This window comes from Paenibacillus aceris (assembly GCF_017874035.1).
GTDB classification, from domain to species: domain Bacteria; phylum Bacillota; class Bacilli; order Paenibacillales; family NBRC-103111; genus Paenibacillus_E; species Paenibacillus_E aceris.
Genome location: NZ_JAGGKV010000011.1, coordinates 20,454 through 37,427, shown reverse-complemented (window position 1 = coordinate 37,427; position 16,974 = coordinate 20,454). Strand labels below are relative to the sequence as shown.

8 protein-coding genes are annotated in these 16,974 nt (G+C 42.4%); all 8 read left to right on the top strand.

The window, feature by feature from the left end:
- Nucleotides 1-10: 10 nt before the first annotated feature.
- The 8 genes from J2Z65_RS20040 to J2Z65_RS20005 all read left to right on the top strand — a co-directional run bounded on the left by J2Z65_RS20040 (nt 11) and on the right by J2Z65_RS20005 (nt 16,964).
- A complete protein-coding gene (locus J2Z65_RS20040) occupies nt 11-3,190 on the top strand; it encodes a family 20 glycosylhydrolase (protein WP_209856032.1) in 3,180 nt (1,059 codons plus the stop codon).
- Between the two features lie 257 nt (nt 3,191-3,447).
- Entirely contained in the window at nt 3,448-4,281 is an 834-nt protein-coding gene (locus tag J2Z65_RS20035) for a PRD domain-containing protein (RefSeq protein ID WP_167064689.1), read from the top strand.
- Between the two features lie 278 nt (nt 4,282-4,559).
- Nucleotides 4,560-6,866 carry a helix-turn-helix transcriptional regulator gene (locus J2Z65_RS20030; RefSeq protein WP_167064686.1) on the top strand — a complete coding sequence of 769 codons (2,307 nt, stop codon included), beginning with the start codon at nt 4,560-4,562 and terminating at the stop codon, nt 6,864-6,866.
- 199 nt (nt 6,867-7,065) lie between these two features.
- Nucleotides 7,066-7,980 carry an ABC transporter permease gene (locus J2Z65_RS20025; protein WP_167064683.1) on the top strand — a complete coding sequence of 305 codons (915 nt, stop codon included), beginning with the start codon at nt 7,066-7,068 and terminating at the stop codon, nt 7,978-7,980.
- A gap of 14 nt (nt 7,981-7,994) precedes the next feature.
- The gene (locus J2Z65_RS20020; protein WP_167064680.1) at nt 7,995-8,885 is read left to right on the top strand and encodes a carbohydrate ABC transporter permease; all 891 of its coding nucleotides are present in this window, start codon (nt 7,995-7,997) and stop codon (nt 8,883-8,885) included.
- A 97-nt stretch (nt 8,886-8,982) separates the two neighbouring features.
- A complete protein-coding gene (locus J2Z65_RS20015) occupies nt 8,983-10,503 on the top strand; it encodes an ABC transporter substrate-binding protein (protein WP_167064677.1) in 1,521 nt (506 codons plus the stop codon).
- Between the two features lie 106 nt (nt 10,504-10,609).
- Nucleotides 10,610-12,478, top strand: a complete 1,869-nt coding sequence (locus J2Z65_RS20010) for a heparinase II/III domain-containing protein (protein WP_167064673.1) — start codon at nt 10,610-10,612, stop codon at nt 12,476-12,478.
- Between the two features lie 334 nt (nt 12,479-12,812).
- Nucleotides 12,813-16,964 carry an Ig-like domain-containing protein gene (locus tag J2Z65_RS20005; RefSeq protein ID WP_167064670.1) on the top strand — a complete coding sequence of 1,384 codons (4,152 nt, stop codon included), beginning with the start codon at nt 12,813-12,815 and terminating at the stop codon, nt 16,962-16,964.
- Nucleotides 16,965-16,974: the final 10 nt, after the last annotated feature.

Genomic DNA, 16,974 nt, shown 5'->3' with positions numbered 1-16,974 from the left:
TGAAAGAAGGTTGAAAAATTTAATAGTTAAAAAAGCAGTTTCAACAGCCTTAGCTTTACTTTTATCAGTGAATATTATGAGCGCACTTCCTGATATTGCTAACGCAGCATCTAGCCAGCCTTCGATATTACCAAAGCCAGTAAGTTATACAGTTGGGACTGGGCAATTTGTTTTAACGCAAACCACTTCCATTTATGTAGCTGGTAATACCGCTGCGGAAACAGAAGAGCTATTCAAAAATGGACAAATGCTGGCCAATAAGCTGAATGCTTCAACCGGATTCCAAATCACCGTCATAAAATCAAACAATCCAACTGTCGGAAGTATTTACCTCACTACAATAGGTGGAAATACAGCCCTAGGCAATGAGGGGTATGATTTAATCACAACCTCCAATCAAGTTACACTTACTGCTAATACACCTGAAGGTGTTTTTAGAGGTAATCAAACCTTATTACAGCTCTTACCAGCAGATATTGAGAAGAACACTGTGGTTCCTGGTGTACAATGGGTGATCCCAAATTCCAATATTAGTGACAAGCCTGCTTACGAATATCGTGGACTCATGCTTGATGTGGCACGGCACTTCTTTACAGTGGATCAAGTTGAACGCCAGATCGATCTGGCATCGCAGTATAAGATCAACAAGTTTCATATGCATTTGTCTGATGATCAGGCTTGGCGCATAGAAATTAAATCCAGACCTGATCTCGTGGAGATTGGAAGCAAGGGACAGGTTGGTGGTGGTCCAGGTGGATTTTATACACAGGAGCAGTTTAAAGAAATCATCAACTATGCGGCTGAACGCTATATTGAAGTCATTCCAGAAATCGATATGCCTGGTCATACGAATGCAGCTTTAGCCTCATATGGTGAACTAAATCCTGATGGACAAAGAAAACCAATGCGAACGGATATTGCAGTAGGCTATAGTTCACTTATGACCCAATCTGAAGTTACTTATGCGTTTGTTGATGATGTAATCAGAGAGCTTGCTGCTATTTCACCTTCACCCTATATACATATTGGCGGTGATGAAGCTCAATCAACTGCTGCTGCAGATTACGATTACTTTATTGGAAGAGTTACTACTATTGTAAAGAACTATGGAAAAAAAGTTATTGGATGGGACCCATCCGATACCTCTAGCGGAGCAACTAGCGATTCTATTCTGCAGAACTGGCATTGCACCGCTTCAACTGGAATCTCAGCGAAATCAAAAGGGATGAAGGTCATCGTTTCTCCGGCAAATGCTTATCTCGACATGAAATATTACGCAGATACGCCAATTGGCTTATCTTGGAGAGGACTCATCAATACCAACAAAGCTTATGATTGGAACCCAACTGATTGCATATCAGGAGCAAATATATATGGGGTTGATAGTACATTGTGGACAGAAACCGTTGTAACCCAAGATAATTTGGATTACATGCTTTATCCGCGATTAATAGCGACTGCTGAAGTCGGCTGGACTGCTCAGAGCAATAGAAACTGGAATGATTTTAAAGGAAGGCTAACTGATCAAGCATCAAGAATGCAAAATAAAGGAATAAAATTTTTCGCCGACCCTGTTGTATGGGAGCCTCCGTTTGTCCCAATAAATTCAGAATGGAAAATGGATGAAGGAACTGGAACCACCTTGGTGGACACGTCTGGTGCTAGAAATGGAACTTTAGTTGGGGGGGCAACGTGGACGACGGGGAAGATTGGAAATGGAGTAAGTTTAGATGGAAACACAGGTTACGTAAATTTAGGCGGCCAAGATATAACAGGAGACTGGACAGCAGCCGTTTGGGTTTACGGGCAGCCGAGTACGACTAGAAATGAGGCGCTTCTGGGCGGCTCATCTTCATCAATTAAGATCAACCAGTGGAATAAAACAGGTAAAGTTGGGGTTTCCATTTACGGAGTTAAAGACTCTACTTACAATTATAGTATTCCTTCAAACCAATGGACTCACCTGACTTTTGTAGGTACAAGTACCGGAACTGCTCTTTATGCAAATGGCGTGCTAAAAGGAACAATCGCCGGTAAAATGAATGGCCCAATGGCATTAGTTGGGGTAGAAGCGCAGCCTGGAACCGGATTAAAAACTTCCTATTTCAAAGGCAGCCTGGATGAATTGAAAATATTCAACAGGGCGCTCAGCGCAAACGAGATTGCTCTACTCATTACAGCAGATAAAACGGCGCTGAATGCAAAAATTATGGCAGCACAAGCATTGAATAGCAATAGCTACACGGCGGCATCCTGGACCTCGTTGCAAACGGCGTTAACTGCAGCCATCAACGTGAGCAATGACGCGAATGCGACGCAAGCGCAGGCAGATGCAGCGGCAGTCGCCTTACAGACAGCTATCTCTGGTCTGCAAGTAAAACCATTAACCGGTGTCCAGTTAACCGGTCCGGTATCCGTACAAGCCGGGCAGCCTGTCAGTTTGACGTACAGCTTTGTGAATGTCACTACGAGTGTTTACGCCCAGGATCTGACGATTAGCTTCGATCCGAAGCAATTGCGATTTATATCTGCGGATGCAATCGTTAACGGATTTTCAGTTGTGGGTGAATCCGACTCTAATGGGAGTGTAAGACTGCTTGCAGCAGCATCAGGTGCGAATGGTGCAGTTACGGGAAGTAAGGACATTTTAAAGCTGAACTTTCAGGCTCAGCAGTTGAACCAAACAGCAGATAGTGCCGTTTACGTGAATCGTGCTGTCGTCGCTGATTTAAATGGTGATGAAACGCCATTAAATAGCCTTTCTGCCTACAATGTTCAGGTTACTGTTCCTATTGTGGATAAAACAGCGCTGAATGCGAGGATTGCAGCTGCACAGGCGACGGTCGATGCAGCCATGATTAGCTCGACCCGATGGGGATATTATGCACAAAGCGCAATCGATGCGTTAAAAGCAGCGATCAGCAGCGCGATTGCAGTCGTCAATGATGTGAATGCCACGCAGGCACAAGTGAATCAGGCTGTAATTGATTTGAACACAGCGCTGGTTACTTTTGCGGGAGCCGTAAATACGACCGCAAGCGTAGGAGACTTGGCCGTATTGGCAAGTAATTATGGAGCAACCAGCAGCCTTCCGGATTGGTCTTCACTACGTATGTATGACTTTAATCAGGATAACAAGTTGGATATAATCGACCTGGCAGCCATGGCAAGAATAATTCTTGGACAGTAAACTTGTAATGAAAAAGCCCGTTAAATGGCTGCATAGTCAAATAACGGGCTTCTTTTTACCAAGTGGAGGTCACGATCGCGATTTATGAATAGTTACTTCTGCCAACGGTCCTTCATCAGGGGTGCGATTTGTGCAGGATAACAAGATCTTAGTGAAATCCTGCTAAACTTTTGAGGCAGCGATGTGATGTAAAATGTTTGTAGTCTTGGTCGATTTTTGCGGGGTTCCCCCGAAGCCCAACAATTGGGAGGTAGCTTATGATTGAACGGAAAATTGTACACGTCCTTTCCCATAACATTGTGATGGCGCATTTATCGACAGGGAAAAATTCGATCGCCTTCGGGAAAGGAATCGGCTTTAAGAAGACGCCGGGGATGATTATAACTGAAAGTGAAATTAAGCAGGAATTTCTGTTGCATACATCCGAGGTGCTTAAAAATTATGAGCAAATTTTAAACGCAGTCGATGTTAAAATTATTGGGATCACCGAGGAAGTCATTGCCAATGCGCAGGGGATACTGGAAGGCGCTTTCTCGGAAACGATTCATGCTTCACTCGTTGATCACATTAACTTTGCCGTAGAACGGCAAAAGCGCGGTACTTTTATCAACAATCCATTTACGTATGAAATTCAATATATGTATCCAGAGGAGTACAAGGTAGCCAAGAAGTCTGTCGACTTCTTAAATGAACATCTTGGTGTAAAACTTCCTGAGGACGAAATCGCTTTTCTGGCCATGCATTTCAAGGGGGCGAGAGATAAGGAGCAGTCTATTGACTCATTTGCTGTCGTGAGAGTAGTGTCTCAGACGATTGAAGCCGCCAAAGAGTTGGGCTTTAACTTCGATGACTCATTTTCCACACTCCGCTTTATTAGTCACCTGAAGGGCTTAATCGAACGTGTCAAACAAAAAAAGACGCTTCAGAACTCACTGCTGGACAAAATTAAAGAGGAGTATGGAGATACGTACGTGAAAGCAAAAGTGCTATCATTGATGCTGAGCGATACTTTGAATGTGGAAGTGCCGGATGATGAAACCGGATATTTGACAATGCATCTTGAGCGATTGCTTCAACCGTCAAATGCCTAACTTCCTAACTCAGGTTTCGGTTCGCCCCCGATTATAAACTAAGGATTAAACGCAGAAATATTAGAGCGCTACTTAAAAAGTAGAGCTTTTTTTAATTTTTACAGTAGCGAAATATGTGAAATTGACCTAATAATAGAGTGGGAACGTATGTAAACACTAATTCTATTTCAAAAGTATTAACTTTGTATCCCTGATATGACATTATAATGAATTCCTCAGTGTGAGTTACTTCAAAATAACACATGTTAACATATAGCTTTCTAGAAGAGGGTGGACACATGAATTTTATTCGTCTGTACAAATCAAGAAAATATTTGCTGAAGCTTTTGCTCTCTATTACGGTTCTCATGGTTGCATTTTTATCAGTCAGCACGACGCTTCTGTTCTACAACTCTGATAAAACGATGCTGCAAATGCAGCAGCAAGCGGATTTAAAGGTGCTTTCGCAAATCAAATACAATATTGACTACATGCATGATACGGTTAAAAACATTGCGGTTTCCACCTTTTTTGACCCTGACGTCGTCTATTTGTCAAACATCAATGTGATGGATATGGGCGAACTTGCACAGAAATTAAACAGGTTGGAGAAAACCGTATCTAACTCATCTTTTTTACAAAATATTACGATCTATAACGCCAAAACAGGCTGTTATTATTCAACTTTGAGTAGTTTGAATTGCCAGGATGACGGTATGAATGGTGTCATTGATGCGTATATCCATTCGCAGAAAAATATACCCGTTCTTACCTTTGTTCCTTTATATACGGATAAAATGCCATTTCCATCTTTGGCGATGTTCATTTATGATAATGTCTCTGAGAACAAGCTGGTCGTAACAATCAAGCCGTCCTGGTTGTTTGATAACTTAGCGGATATGAATAAAACGTCTGAAGGAATTCGAGGCTCTATTTTTATTACAGATAAATCAGGAATTCCACTTATGGCCCAACAGCAGAGCGATGTTGCTTCTATGGATTCAATTGAATCCATTATCCGAGAAAAAGTGAGCGCAGGCATAACACAGGACTATCTCGTACGCGGTTCGGGTAATGCCAAGTCCATTCTGAGCTTTACGTCATCCAACAAAAACGACTGGGTCATTGTGAGTGATCAGCCTTACAAAATTGTATGGGGCAAGCTAAGCAAAATGCGGGTGATTTCCTTTGCGATCATCATTGTATTCTTAATTCTATCTGTCGCAGGTTCGCTGCTGATTGCTTACCGCCTATATCGTCCAATTGAAAATTTATTGAATCAAGTGACGGGAATCCGCAGCAAAGAGACGAACGACAGGTCCAAATTGGATGAGTTGAAAGTCATATCGACTGCCTATCAAGATGTGATGCATCAATTAGTGAAACATGAATCGGAGGAGCATACGAACAGGGATGCGCAGAAGACTTACGCGTTGCGAAGACTGATTTCCGATGCGAGTCTGCCTACCCAGGAAGAAATGGAACAAGTCAATTGGGATATGGATTTTAATCAAGGGCTGCGTGTATGTGTACTGTTGATCGATGATTTTGCTGAATTTGAATCGAAAACGAGTGATGGCGAGAAGAGAATGTATAAGTTTGCGGTCGCGAATATTACAAAGGAGCTTGTTTCGAAAAGTGTCAACTGCGAAGTTGTCCCAATGGGCAATGACCACTTTGTCTTACTCATTAGCGATGGAAATAGGTCTCATAGTGATGATACGACAACCTTGACACATACGTTAAAAGAGCTTCAGCAAACTATTCTCCAATACTACAGTCTCTCGATTACCGTTTCGATTGGAGAAAAAGTTGACCGGTATCAGCAAATTTCACAGCAATACGGTCATGTATTGGATAATTCAAACTACCGAATGATTTTCGGTAAAGGTAGTATCATCACACCGGATCTCGTAAGACACAATAATGATAATATCACGTTCCAATTTCCAATTGACGCAGTAAAGAAAATAACTGAAGCCTTAAAGTCTGGGCAAGAGAAGGATTTTCAGGAACATTTGGATCAACTGTTTCAACATATGAAAGTCATGCATTATAACAATATCATGTATGCCATTCTTCATTTGCTTGCGCTGGTGGAAAATATCGTGCGTGAAATGAACAGTCGAACCGTAAGACAAGTCAGCCTGGACTTTAAGCGATATGTTCAGGACACCATGAAGCAAGAAACGTTAGAGCCTATATATCACGTATTTCTTGACATATTCAAAGCCATTCAGAAGCAGCGAACGCAAGATGTCAAAGAACAATCGAATCAAATTTTAACGGATACCATTAAAGAAATGATTGAAGAGCAGTATAAGGATTTGAATCTGAGCATGCAAAGCATCGCGGCTGCCATGAAACTGTCTTCGGCCCATGTGAGCAAGCAATTCAGACTGCATGAATCGGTGTCCATTAGTGAGTATATTAATGATGTTCGCTTGGGAAAAGCACTTCAATTGCTTGAAACCAAAGATTATAGCATCACTCGTATCATGGAAATGGTTGGTTACAACAACGAAAGCTACTTTTTCAAGTTATTTAAAAAGAAATTCGGGATTACGCCGAAAGAATACCGCTTTAAAACAGTTGTTCAAGAGTAGGCTCTATATGGCTTTCTGGGTACGGAGGTACCTAGAAGCTTTTCTTTTTGTCCTTTTTAGTTGAAAATGCAGTGTTTTAGCGATTGTGCGGGACGAAAGTGGAGTGTTTTTTGATTATTACAGTAGTTATTTATGCGGTTTTCCCTCAATAATAAGGGCATACGACAGAGGTTGAACACATCACAAGGGGGGGAAGCAAATGCTAAAAAGGGAGTGGAAGCACTTCAGACGAAATCAGGAATTGTTCTTTATGTCATTACCGGCAATCCTGTATAAATTGATTTTCAATTATTTGCCCATGCTCGGTCTCGTTATTGCATTTAAACAATATCGATACGATTTGGGGATATGGGGGAGCGAATGGATCGGGTTAAAAAACTTTGAATTCTTTTTTAAATCCGACAACGCTTTCACAGTAACACGCAACACGATTCTTTATAACATGAGTTTTATCTTACTAACTTTAGTGTTTGCCTTAACATTTGCTATTTTGTTAAATGAAATCCCACGAAAATGGATTAAGCTTCACCAGACGACTTTGTTTCTGCCTTATTTCTTATCTTGGGTTGTTGTGGGGTATATCGTTTTCGGGTTTCTGGATCATAAAAACGGGTTCATGAACGTCATGCTTCAGTCACTTGGTGATCAGCCCATTAAATGGTACGAGCAAGCAAAGTACTGGCCGTTTATTATCATTCTAACACAAATATGGAAGGGCGTAGGCTTCTCAACACTTATCTACTATGCCGGTATTCTTTCCATTGATTCTAGCTATTACGAAGCTGCCAAAATTGACGGCGCATCGAAATGGCAAATGATTCGCAAGATTACGATACCGCTATTGACACCGCTAATCGTGATTTTACTAATCGTTGCTATCGGTAATATATTCCGTGCTGACTTCGGATTGTTCTACTTTATTCCGAACGACACAAGCTTCTTATATAATGCAACTGATGTAATCGATACGTTTGTATACCGATCGCTGCGAGTTGTCGGAGATGTCGGAATGTCTACCGCAATCGGGCTTTACCAGTCTGTTGTTGGGTTCATTCTTGTCCTATTGTCCAACTGGATTATCAAAAAAATTAACTCAGACAATGCACTTTGGTAAGGAGGTAAGCAGGCATGCAAACGGAAAGCAACAAAGTGAACTGGACAGGCAATTGCATTAATGTGTTATTCTGCATATTGTCATTGGCGCTTATAGTGCCTCTTGTTCTGGTCATATCCATTTCGTTTACGGAAGAAAAATCGCTACTAACACATGGCTATCATTTATTTCCAAAGGTTTTCAGCACGAAAGCTTATGAAATTATCCTTAATGCTCCTGATGCACTGATTCGTGCATATGGGGTTACCGTTTTCGTAACAATCGTAGGAACAATTGTTGGTTTGCTCTTCACAACTCTGACAGCTTATACGATGTCGCGACGCGATTATCGGTACCGCAAAATCATGACGCTTTACGTTTTCTTTACAACGTTATTCGGTGGCGGACTAGTTCCGTTCTACATTCTGATATCGCAGTATTTGCACTTGAAGGATACCATTTGGGCGCTGATCGTTCCGTACTTGCTGAGCCCGTTCTTTGTTCTCGTCATGAAAGGGTTCTTGGATAAGCTTCCACTCGAAATTTTCGAGTCGGCCAAAATCGACGGTGCGAATGAGTGGCGTATATTTTTCACTATGGTGCTTCCGCTATCCATACCAGCACTTGTCACGATTGGTCTGTTCATTTCATTCCAATATTGGAACGACTGGTGGCTTGGCTTATTGTTTATCGATAACCAGAAGCTGATTCCTCTTCAATTGCTACTTTACCGCGTGATGAGCACAATTGAATTTTTATCGAACAACCTCGCAACGGTAAATGTCGACTTTAACCTAGCTGACTTCCCGAGCTTATCGGCAAGAATGGCGATGGCTGTGCTTGCAGCGGGACCGATGATGTTTATTTTCCCTATGTTCCAAAGGTTTTTCATAAGCGGGCTCACAGTGGGCTCCATCAAAGGGTAGGCAAGTCGTTCGTTATCAAACTGCAGCGCCTCAATAAGCTGCTGCAGTTGATATATATGCAACATACAAAATCAAATTATCGCAGGGGGGTAATTGTATGAGAAAGGAAATGTTTAAGGTATTAACAGGCGCAGTAAGTATTGCTGTTCTATTGTCAGCATGCGGTAGCAAAGGATCCGAAAGTGCTTCTACTGCAAGTCCAGCGGCTGGTGCGGCTGCAACTACCAAGGTAGAGCAACTAGCGCCAGTAGAATTGATTTGGAATTACCCATTAAGCGCGATTCCGCAAGATATGGCAAGTGTACAAGAAGCTGTCAACAAAATCACGAAGGCGAAAATCAATGCAACAGTTAAATTGCAACCGCAAACTTTCGCTGACTATGTTCAAAAAATGAACACAACTACTGCTTCTGGTGAGAACTACGACATCGCTTGGGTATCTAACTGGAACTGGGACTATGTAACAAACCAATCTAAAGGGGCTTTCATCCCACTTGATGATTTGATGGCTAAATATGCGCCAACATTGGATAAATCCATGCCGCAATTCGTTTGGGATGCTACAAAAATTAACGGCAAAGTGTACGGTATTCCTAACTATCAAACCGTAACAAACAAACAAGGCTTCTTAATCCAGAAGAAATATGCGGATAAATACAATCTGGACGTTAATTCCATCAAAAAGATTGAAGATCTTGAGCCGTTCTTGGCAAAAGTAAAAGCAGGCGAGTCCAAAGACGTTGTTCCGTTCTTGATGGATCGTACAGGCAGATTTGGTAATATGTACCGCGGTTACGGATTAGAAGCAATTGTTGCTAATGCAGGTATTGGTGTTGATCTTAAAAATCCAGACAAAGTTATCAATATGTTTGAAACTCCACAATACGCTCAATATTTAGATGTGGCGAAGAGCTGGCACGATAAAGGCTATATCAACGAGAACGCGGCTACATTGAAAAACAAAGCGGACATTGAGAAAACAGGCAACGCAGTTGTTCAAGTCCACAACGTATTGAAGCCAGGCGTTGAGACACAGTTTAAGACTGCAAACGGCGGAAATGATGTAATTGCGATTCCAACAACTGAGGTATGGGCAGGAACCGGTTCCATTATTACAACTATGCAAGCGATCAGCAAAACGTCCAAAAACCCTGAGCGCGCGATGATGTTCATTAATTTGCTGAACACGGACAAAGAGCTGTATAACACAATCAGCTTCGGCGTTGAAGGTAAGCACTATACGAAAAATGCAGATAATACGATCAAAATTAACAAAGAAGCTGGTTACGTTCCTAACGCAAGTTGGGTATTCGGTAATACGTTCAACGGTTTGTTAGTTGAAGGCACAGATCCAAACGTTGTAGCTAATACACAAAAAGAAAACGAAACAGCTAAAGCATCACCGCTTATGGGCTTCAAGTTTGTGAATTCAGCAGTTATAGCGGAAATTGCTAACATTGCGACTGTAATTGACCAATACAGACCAGCTCTTGAAACAGGTACTGTGGCTGCAAGCGATAAACTGAAAGAATTCCAAGACAAGTTGAAAGCAGCCGGTATTGACAAAGTTGTCGCAGAAGCTCAAAAACAACTTGATGAGTGGAAGAAAACGAAGTAATTTAAAGCTTTAATAAAGTGAAAATCATGCTTACAGCAATTGAAGTGAAGAGCTTGTTGCTTTAAGCATGATTTTAGTTTTGGAGATGAGTAAGGGGTGGGAAATAATGCTATCAACGTTAACACTTCGGCAATTGAAGAATGCTTTGGAACAAACGAAGCCTGAAACCACTGCACTTTTTCCTGAAATCGCTTCATCTGAGCGATGGACGCGAATTCGGAGCGATGAACAATACAAGGAGTTTTGGGAGAAGCTTGAAAAAGAAGCTGATTGCTTAACCGATCAACCACTATGTTCGCCGCCGTTTTCCGACTTTCTCTTATTTGGCGAAACGGGTGATAGAGCTACTTATCAAATGAAACGAACTCAGCTTTTTTCAGGGTTGCACGTGTTCGGTCTTCTGGCCATGACAGATGAGCGTCCTGAATGGAAGAAAGGGCTAGAAAATGCAATTTGGGCTATTTGCAATGAATATACGTGGGTACTACCGGCACATGTTGGTTTGTATGTGAATGAATATCCGAACGGCATTTGGGATCAACCGCTCGCGCCTCGCGAAACGGTGGATTTGGATGCGGCTGTTGCCGGCTTTACGCTGGCGGAAGTCTTACACATGGTTGGACCGCGACTGCACCCCTGGGTTGCCCAGCGCGCGAAAGCGGAAATTGAACGTCGAATTTTTCAGGTTTATTTTAATGATCCAACTCCACAAAATTGGGAGCTGAAGACGAATAACTGGCCTGCCGTTTGCGCATCCAGCATCGGCGCCATGGCGATTTATTTGATTGAGGACAGTGAAAAGCTCGCCGGCATGCTCTGGCGTGTCATAAACGTGTTGCGCCAATATTTATCTGGCTTTGATGAGCAAGGAGCGACGCCAGAAGGGCCAGTTTACTGGCAATTCGGTTTCTCGCATCTCGTTTATTTTGCAGAATTGCTGAAAGAGCGTACAGGTGGACAAATCACGCTGCTCGATGAGCAGAAAGTCGGGAAGATTGCCCAATTCCCGCAATTCTGCCTGCTGACAAACGGAAAGGTTGTTAACTTCTCGGATGCCCCGGATGAAGCCCGTTTTCATACTGGGTTGATGCAGCGGCTGTGTGAATATTTCCCTTCCTTGCAACTGCCGCCAGACGAATATCGGATGAGCGTCATTCCGGTTTCATGGGTGGAAGCAACGCGATTGATGTTCTGGTCATCAGATCATCAGGATGCTGAAACAGGGAATTCTTCAGAGGGGCAAGAACGCGTTCAGGAGCGGATTTTTACAGGAAATCAATGGGTCATTTCGAAGGTGCTTCAGCCAGATGGACGTATCGCTGCTTTTGCTGCAAAGGGAGGGTACAACGAAGAGCCGCATAATCATAATGATTTAGGTCATTTTATTCTCCATGTTGACGGAGTAAACGTGCTTGCGGATGTGGGAATCGGCGTGTACACAAAGCAATATTTTCAGCCGGAGCATCGCTACGAAACGATTCATGCAGGCTCGCATGGACATTCTGTCCCTATCGTTGGCGGTTACCGACAAGGTTTCGGCAGACAGTATAAGTCACAATTACTGGAGCATGAGGCGACAGAGGACGAGGTGCGTTTTGAACTTGATTTGACGCAAGCCTACGCGTGTCCAACCTTGCAATCGCTTACGCGCGAGTTTCTGTGGCTCCGTCCAAGCGATGAGGCCTCACAGCTGATCATAACGGATAAAGCAGTATTCCGTGAATCACCATCAGTTTTTCAAGAAGTGTTTATTTGCGGTGTAGAGCCGCAGCAGATCGAGATGGGCTGGATCACGATCGGTACGGTGGATGTGCACTTTAGCCCGAGCGACTGGTCGGTCGAGGTTGTGGAGGTAACGGCGGTTTCTCATTATGGTGTAGAAAGCAAGTACTATCGTCTGCTGTGCGATCGCACAAGCATCAGCGCAAGTATGGAAAGTCAATTCCGGTTTGAAATCACGAATCAACGGGTGTAAGTACACTGGTGGTTCAGGTTTGCCCGTGAGGCTGCAACTCCTGCGGGCAGCCTATTACATAAATCGCTGGGGCGGTACTTCAATGCTAAGGATGGTAAATCGATGCATATCAAGGGAGACCGCAAGGTGATTTTTGTAGTTTAGAAAGCGCATACTTTTGTTTTATTGTAAATACAAGGAATAAGTTGGAAATATATTGTCACCATGCATGTCATCAGAGACGGTCGGTCGGAACCCACGATTTCATGAAAGGAGGCGATTATTTCCAAAGTTAAGATAACAGTATGTTTTTTTAACTACAAAGTTTCTCAGATGAGAAGGAGGTAGCAAAAAAATGAGTAAAAAGTCAATTTGTATACTATTGATATTCAGCATTCTTATGAGTATTTCAGTTTCTGTCACTCCTCTTTCATCAGTGGCGAAAGCAGCAACGGGAGCCATATATTATGTTGCAGCAGATGGAAATGATTCGAATTCCGGTTCAATCAACGCGCCATTTAAGACGCTGGAAAAAGCAAGAGATACTATCCGTGAGTTAAAAAGTGCTTCTGGATTACCAGAAGGGGGGGTTACCGTCTACCTTAGAGAAGGTGTGTATAACCGTACTGCATCTTTTGAGTTAACAGAACAGGATTCAGGTACATCAAGTTCTCCAATTACCTATAGGGCATATGGAAATGATAAGGTTTCATTAATGGGTGGATTCAACGTAGATACAACAGCTTTTACACCTGTAAAAGACCAAACAATCTTGGGCAGGATCCCGCAAGAAGCTAAAGATAAAGTAAAGCAGATTGATTTAAAGGCACAGGGCATTACGGAATTCGGTCAAATATCAAAAGCTGGATATGGCTGGCCTAAAGTTGCGCCAGCACCTGAACTATTTATAAATGGTAAATCAATGACATTGGCACGTTATCCGAATACAGGATTTTTAACGACAGGTACGGTAGTTCGGCAAGGATTTATTCCACGTGATCACATGCCCGATAAACCTGCTGGAGATCCGAGCAGTCCTGATTATGTTCCAGCGGATCAGTGGATGAGCCAACAAGCGCCCATTTTTAAATATAGCGATTCTCATGCCGACAACTGGGCACAGGAAAGCGATCCGTGGCTCTTTGGATACTGGAGATATGACTGGGCAGATGATAATTTAAAGATAAAATCGATTGACACCGTAAATAAAACAATTGAGGCAATACAACCGAGTATGTATGGTGTAATTAGCGGTCAGAGATATTATGCCTATAATATGCTAAGTGAAATAGACATGCCAGGTGAATGGTATCTGGATAGAACCAGTGGTATTCTCTATCTCTATCCTGATCAGGAGTTAAACGGAAGCGAGGTCCAACTTTCTGTTCTTAATACTCCTTTAGTGGACATGAATAAGACTAATTATACAAACTTCATGGATCTAACCTTTGAGGTTTCCCGTGGACATGGCATCAAGATGATCGATAGTTCCAATAATCGTATCGTGCATTCCACCTTTAGGCGTCTTGGTCAAAAGGCTGTAACGATTGGGGACGAGGATGCTTTAGCTAATGATCCGGGCAATGTTAAATTTAACAGCGGCTACACGGGAGGGAGCAATAACGGGGTAATAAGCTGTGATATTTACGATACCGGACAGGGCGGTATATACATATTGGGGGGCAACAGATCAACACTCACGCCTGGAGGAAACTATGCGGAAAATAACCACATCTATAGGTATGCTCGCATACTAAGAACATATACGCCAGCTATTTCCTTAAACGGTGTAGGAAACAGGGCAACCAATAATCTGATCCATGACGCGCCTCATATGGCTATTCAATTTAAAGGAAATGACCATGTTATTGAATTAAATGAAATCTATGATGTATGTCAGGAAACCAGTGATGCCGGAGTCATTTACTCCTTACGTGATTGGACCTACCGCGGTAATGTTATAAAAAACAATTATATCCACGATATAGTCAATATTGGAGGTCTTGGTTCATACGCCATTTATCTCGATGATTTAATGAGCAGCGCAGAAATAACTGGGAATGTATTTTACAAAGTTGCAAATAGCGCATTTTTGATCGGCGGTGGCCGCGATAATACGGTTAAAAACAATATTATTATTGACAGCGGTAATTTTATGAGCCTGGATAACCGTGGAGAAGGTTGGGCTTATTACCATGCTGAAGCACCAAACGGAACATGCTATATAAATCTAATGAGTGTTCCCTATAAGCAGGAGCCATGGGCGAGTAAATACCCGCAGCTTGTGAATTTATGGGAAGATAGCCCTAAGATACCTAAGGGAAATGTTGTAAAGGATAATGTGCTATATAATACCGCAGAGGGTAGTATTGCAGCCAGTGCGAAAACATATGGCACAATCGGTAATAATGTAAAATTGACAGCTAGTGCTGATGCTGGTTTTGTAGATAAGGCAAACAGGAATTTTGCTCTTAAAGATAATTCCATCATTTATAAGCAAATTCCTGACTTCCCCAAGATCCCATTTGATAAGATGGGGCTAAAACTAGATGAATACCGTACAAGCATTGATACAAATATTGGGGATTTCAATTTAACTGCTCCTGCAAACAACGCAACTGATGTAGACTCGATAAATACTAATTTAGAGTGGCAGACAGCCAATGGTGCAGAGGGTTATGAATTGATTGTCGCAGAGGATGGAGCATTTACTAAGATTGTATTAGATGAAACATTGAAGGCAACAAGTAAAGCACTTAATGGACTGAGCCCAAATAAAACGTATTATTGGAAAGTAAAAGCTTATAGTCTTGCAAATTCTATTACCGGAAGCAAGTGGAGCTCTCAGGTATATAAATTTTCAACAGGAGCATTAAGTACTTTTACCGAAGACTTCGAGAATGGTTTTGCAGGATGGACAGCAGAGAAAGGAACACCCAGAACAAGTAGTGCACAAGCACATAGCGGGACAAAGAGTTTTGTAAAGGATCAAGATACGGTTTATATTTCCAAAACGTTTTCAAACAACTACAATGCTTTAGTTTCAGTATGGTATTATGACAACTTGTCTGGAACTACTAAGCAAATGGTCAATGTTAATGATACCGGAAACGCAAGCTTGTCCTGGATGGCCTTAGGTGTAGATACAACCAAAAGTTCATCCAAAGGGTCAACCAATTATCAGTCACGTATCGGTGGAACTTATTACGATACCAATATAACCAGAACAAAAGGCTGGCATAAGTTTGCCTGGGATTATACTTCTGGGGATCATGTAGATGTATATATTGACGACACGAAAGTGATAGTCAAAGACCCGAATATTTCAACTGCTAAATCATTTAATAAAATATCCATGGGAGACACTTGGGGAGGGGCATCCGGAATTGGGTATTTTGATGACATCAAGGTAGAAAATATAAGAGTTGCAGCGATGAGTATAACTGTAAGTAAGTCAAATATGGATTTGGAAGTAGGAGGAACTGAAGCCTTAATAGCAACAGTAACGCCTGATGCTGCAGCAAACAAGAATGTTACGTGGATATCTAGTAACGAAGCAATAGTATCGGTAGATCAGAATGGAGTCGTTAAAGCTAATGCTGAAGGAACAGCTACCATTACTGTAACCACAGTAGACGGGGGATTCACTACAAACTGTATGGTTACAGTAAAAAAGCCGATGCCGAAAGCAGTATTAATAGGTCCTCAGACGGTGATTTCCGGCCAAACAATCGAAGTAACGATGGGATTGAGCGGCGTTACGCAAAGTGTATACCAACAAATGTATGCCCAAGATTTGACGCTTAATTATGATCCGGTGAATTTGCAATTCGAATCGGTTACTTCAATTAAAGACGGATTTCAAGTCATTGATAAAAAGGAGACAGCGCCGGGACAAATCCGGATTCTGGCTGCGAACGTTGGCGCAAATGTATCTGCTCAAGGTGATTTGCTTACATTCAAATTTACGGCCAAATCTGTGACCCAGACAACCAATACGACAATTTCTGTTGACCATGTTGTGATTGCGGGAGGACAAGGAAATGAGCTGCAGGTCGGCGGAGCGTCCCGTGAGATACAAATCAGCATACCTAGTGTACCTGTAGATAAGTCGCTCTTGAATGCGTCGATCGCAAACGCTCAGGCGAAGTACAATGCCGCAGTGGAAGGCAACGGAGACGGTCTGTATTCGATGGGCTCCAAAGCAAAATTGCAATCGGCTATCGATGCGGCTAATCGGACAGCAAATGATTCGAATGCCACTCAGCAGCAAGTAGATAGTGCGAAAGCAGCAATGGAAGCGGCCATTCAAGTGTTTGACAGCAAGCAAATAACTGCGGATGTCAATGGCGATGGAAGTATCTCCATCGGAGACTTGGCTATTGTTGCCGGGACATACGGCAAGCAACAAGGACAAGAGGGCTGGAATGAGAAAGCGGATGTCAATCATGACGGCAAGGTTGACATTGAAGATCTTGCAATCGTAGCCAAAGCGATTCTGAAATAAAATGGAATGT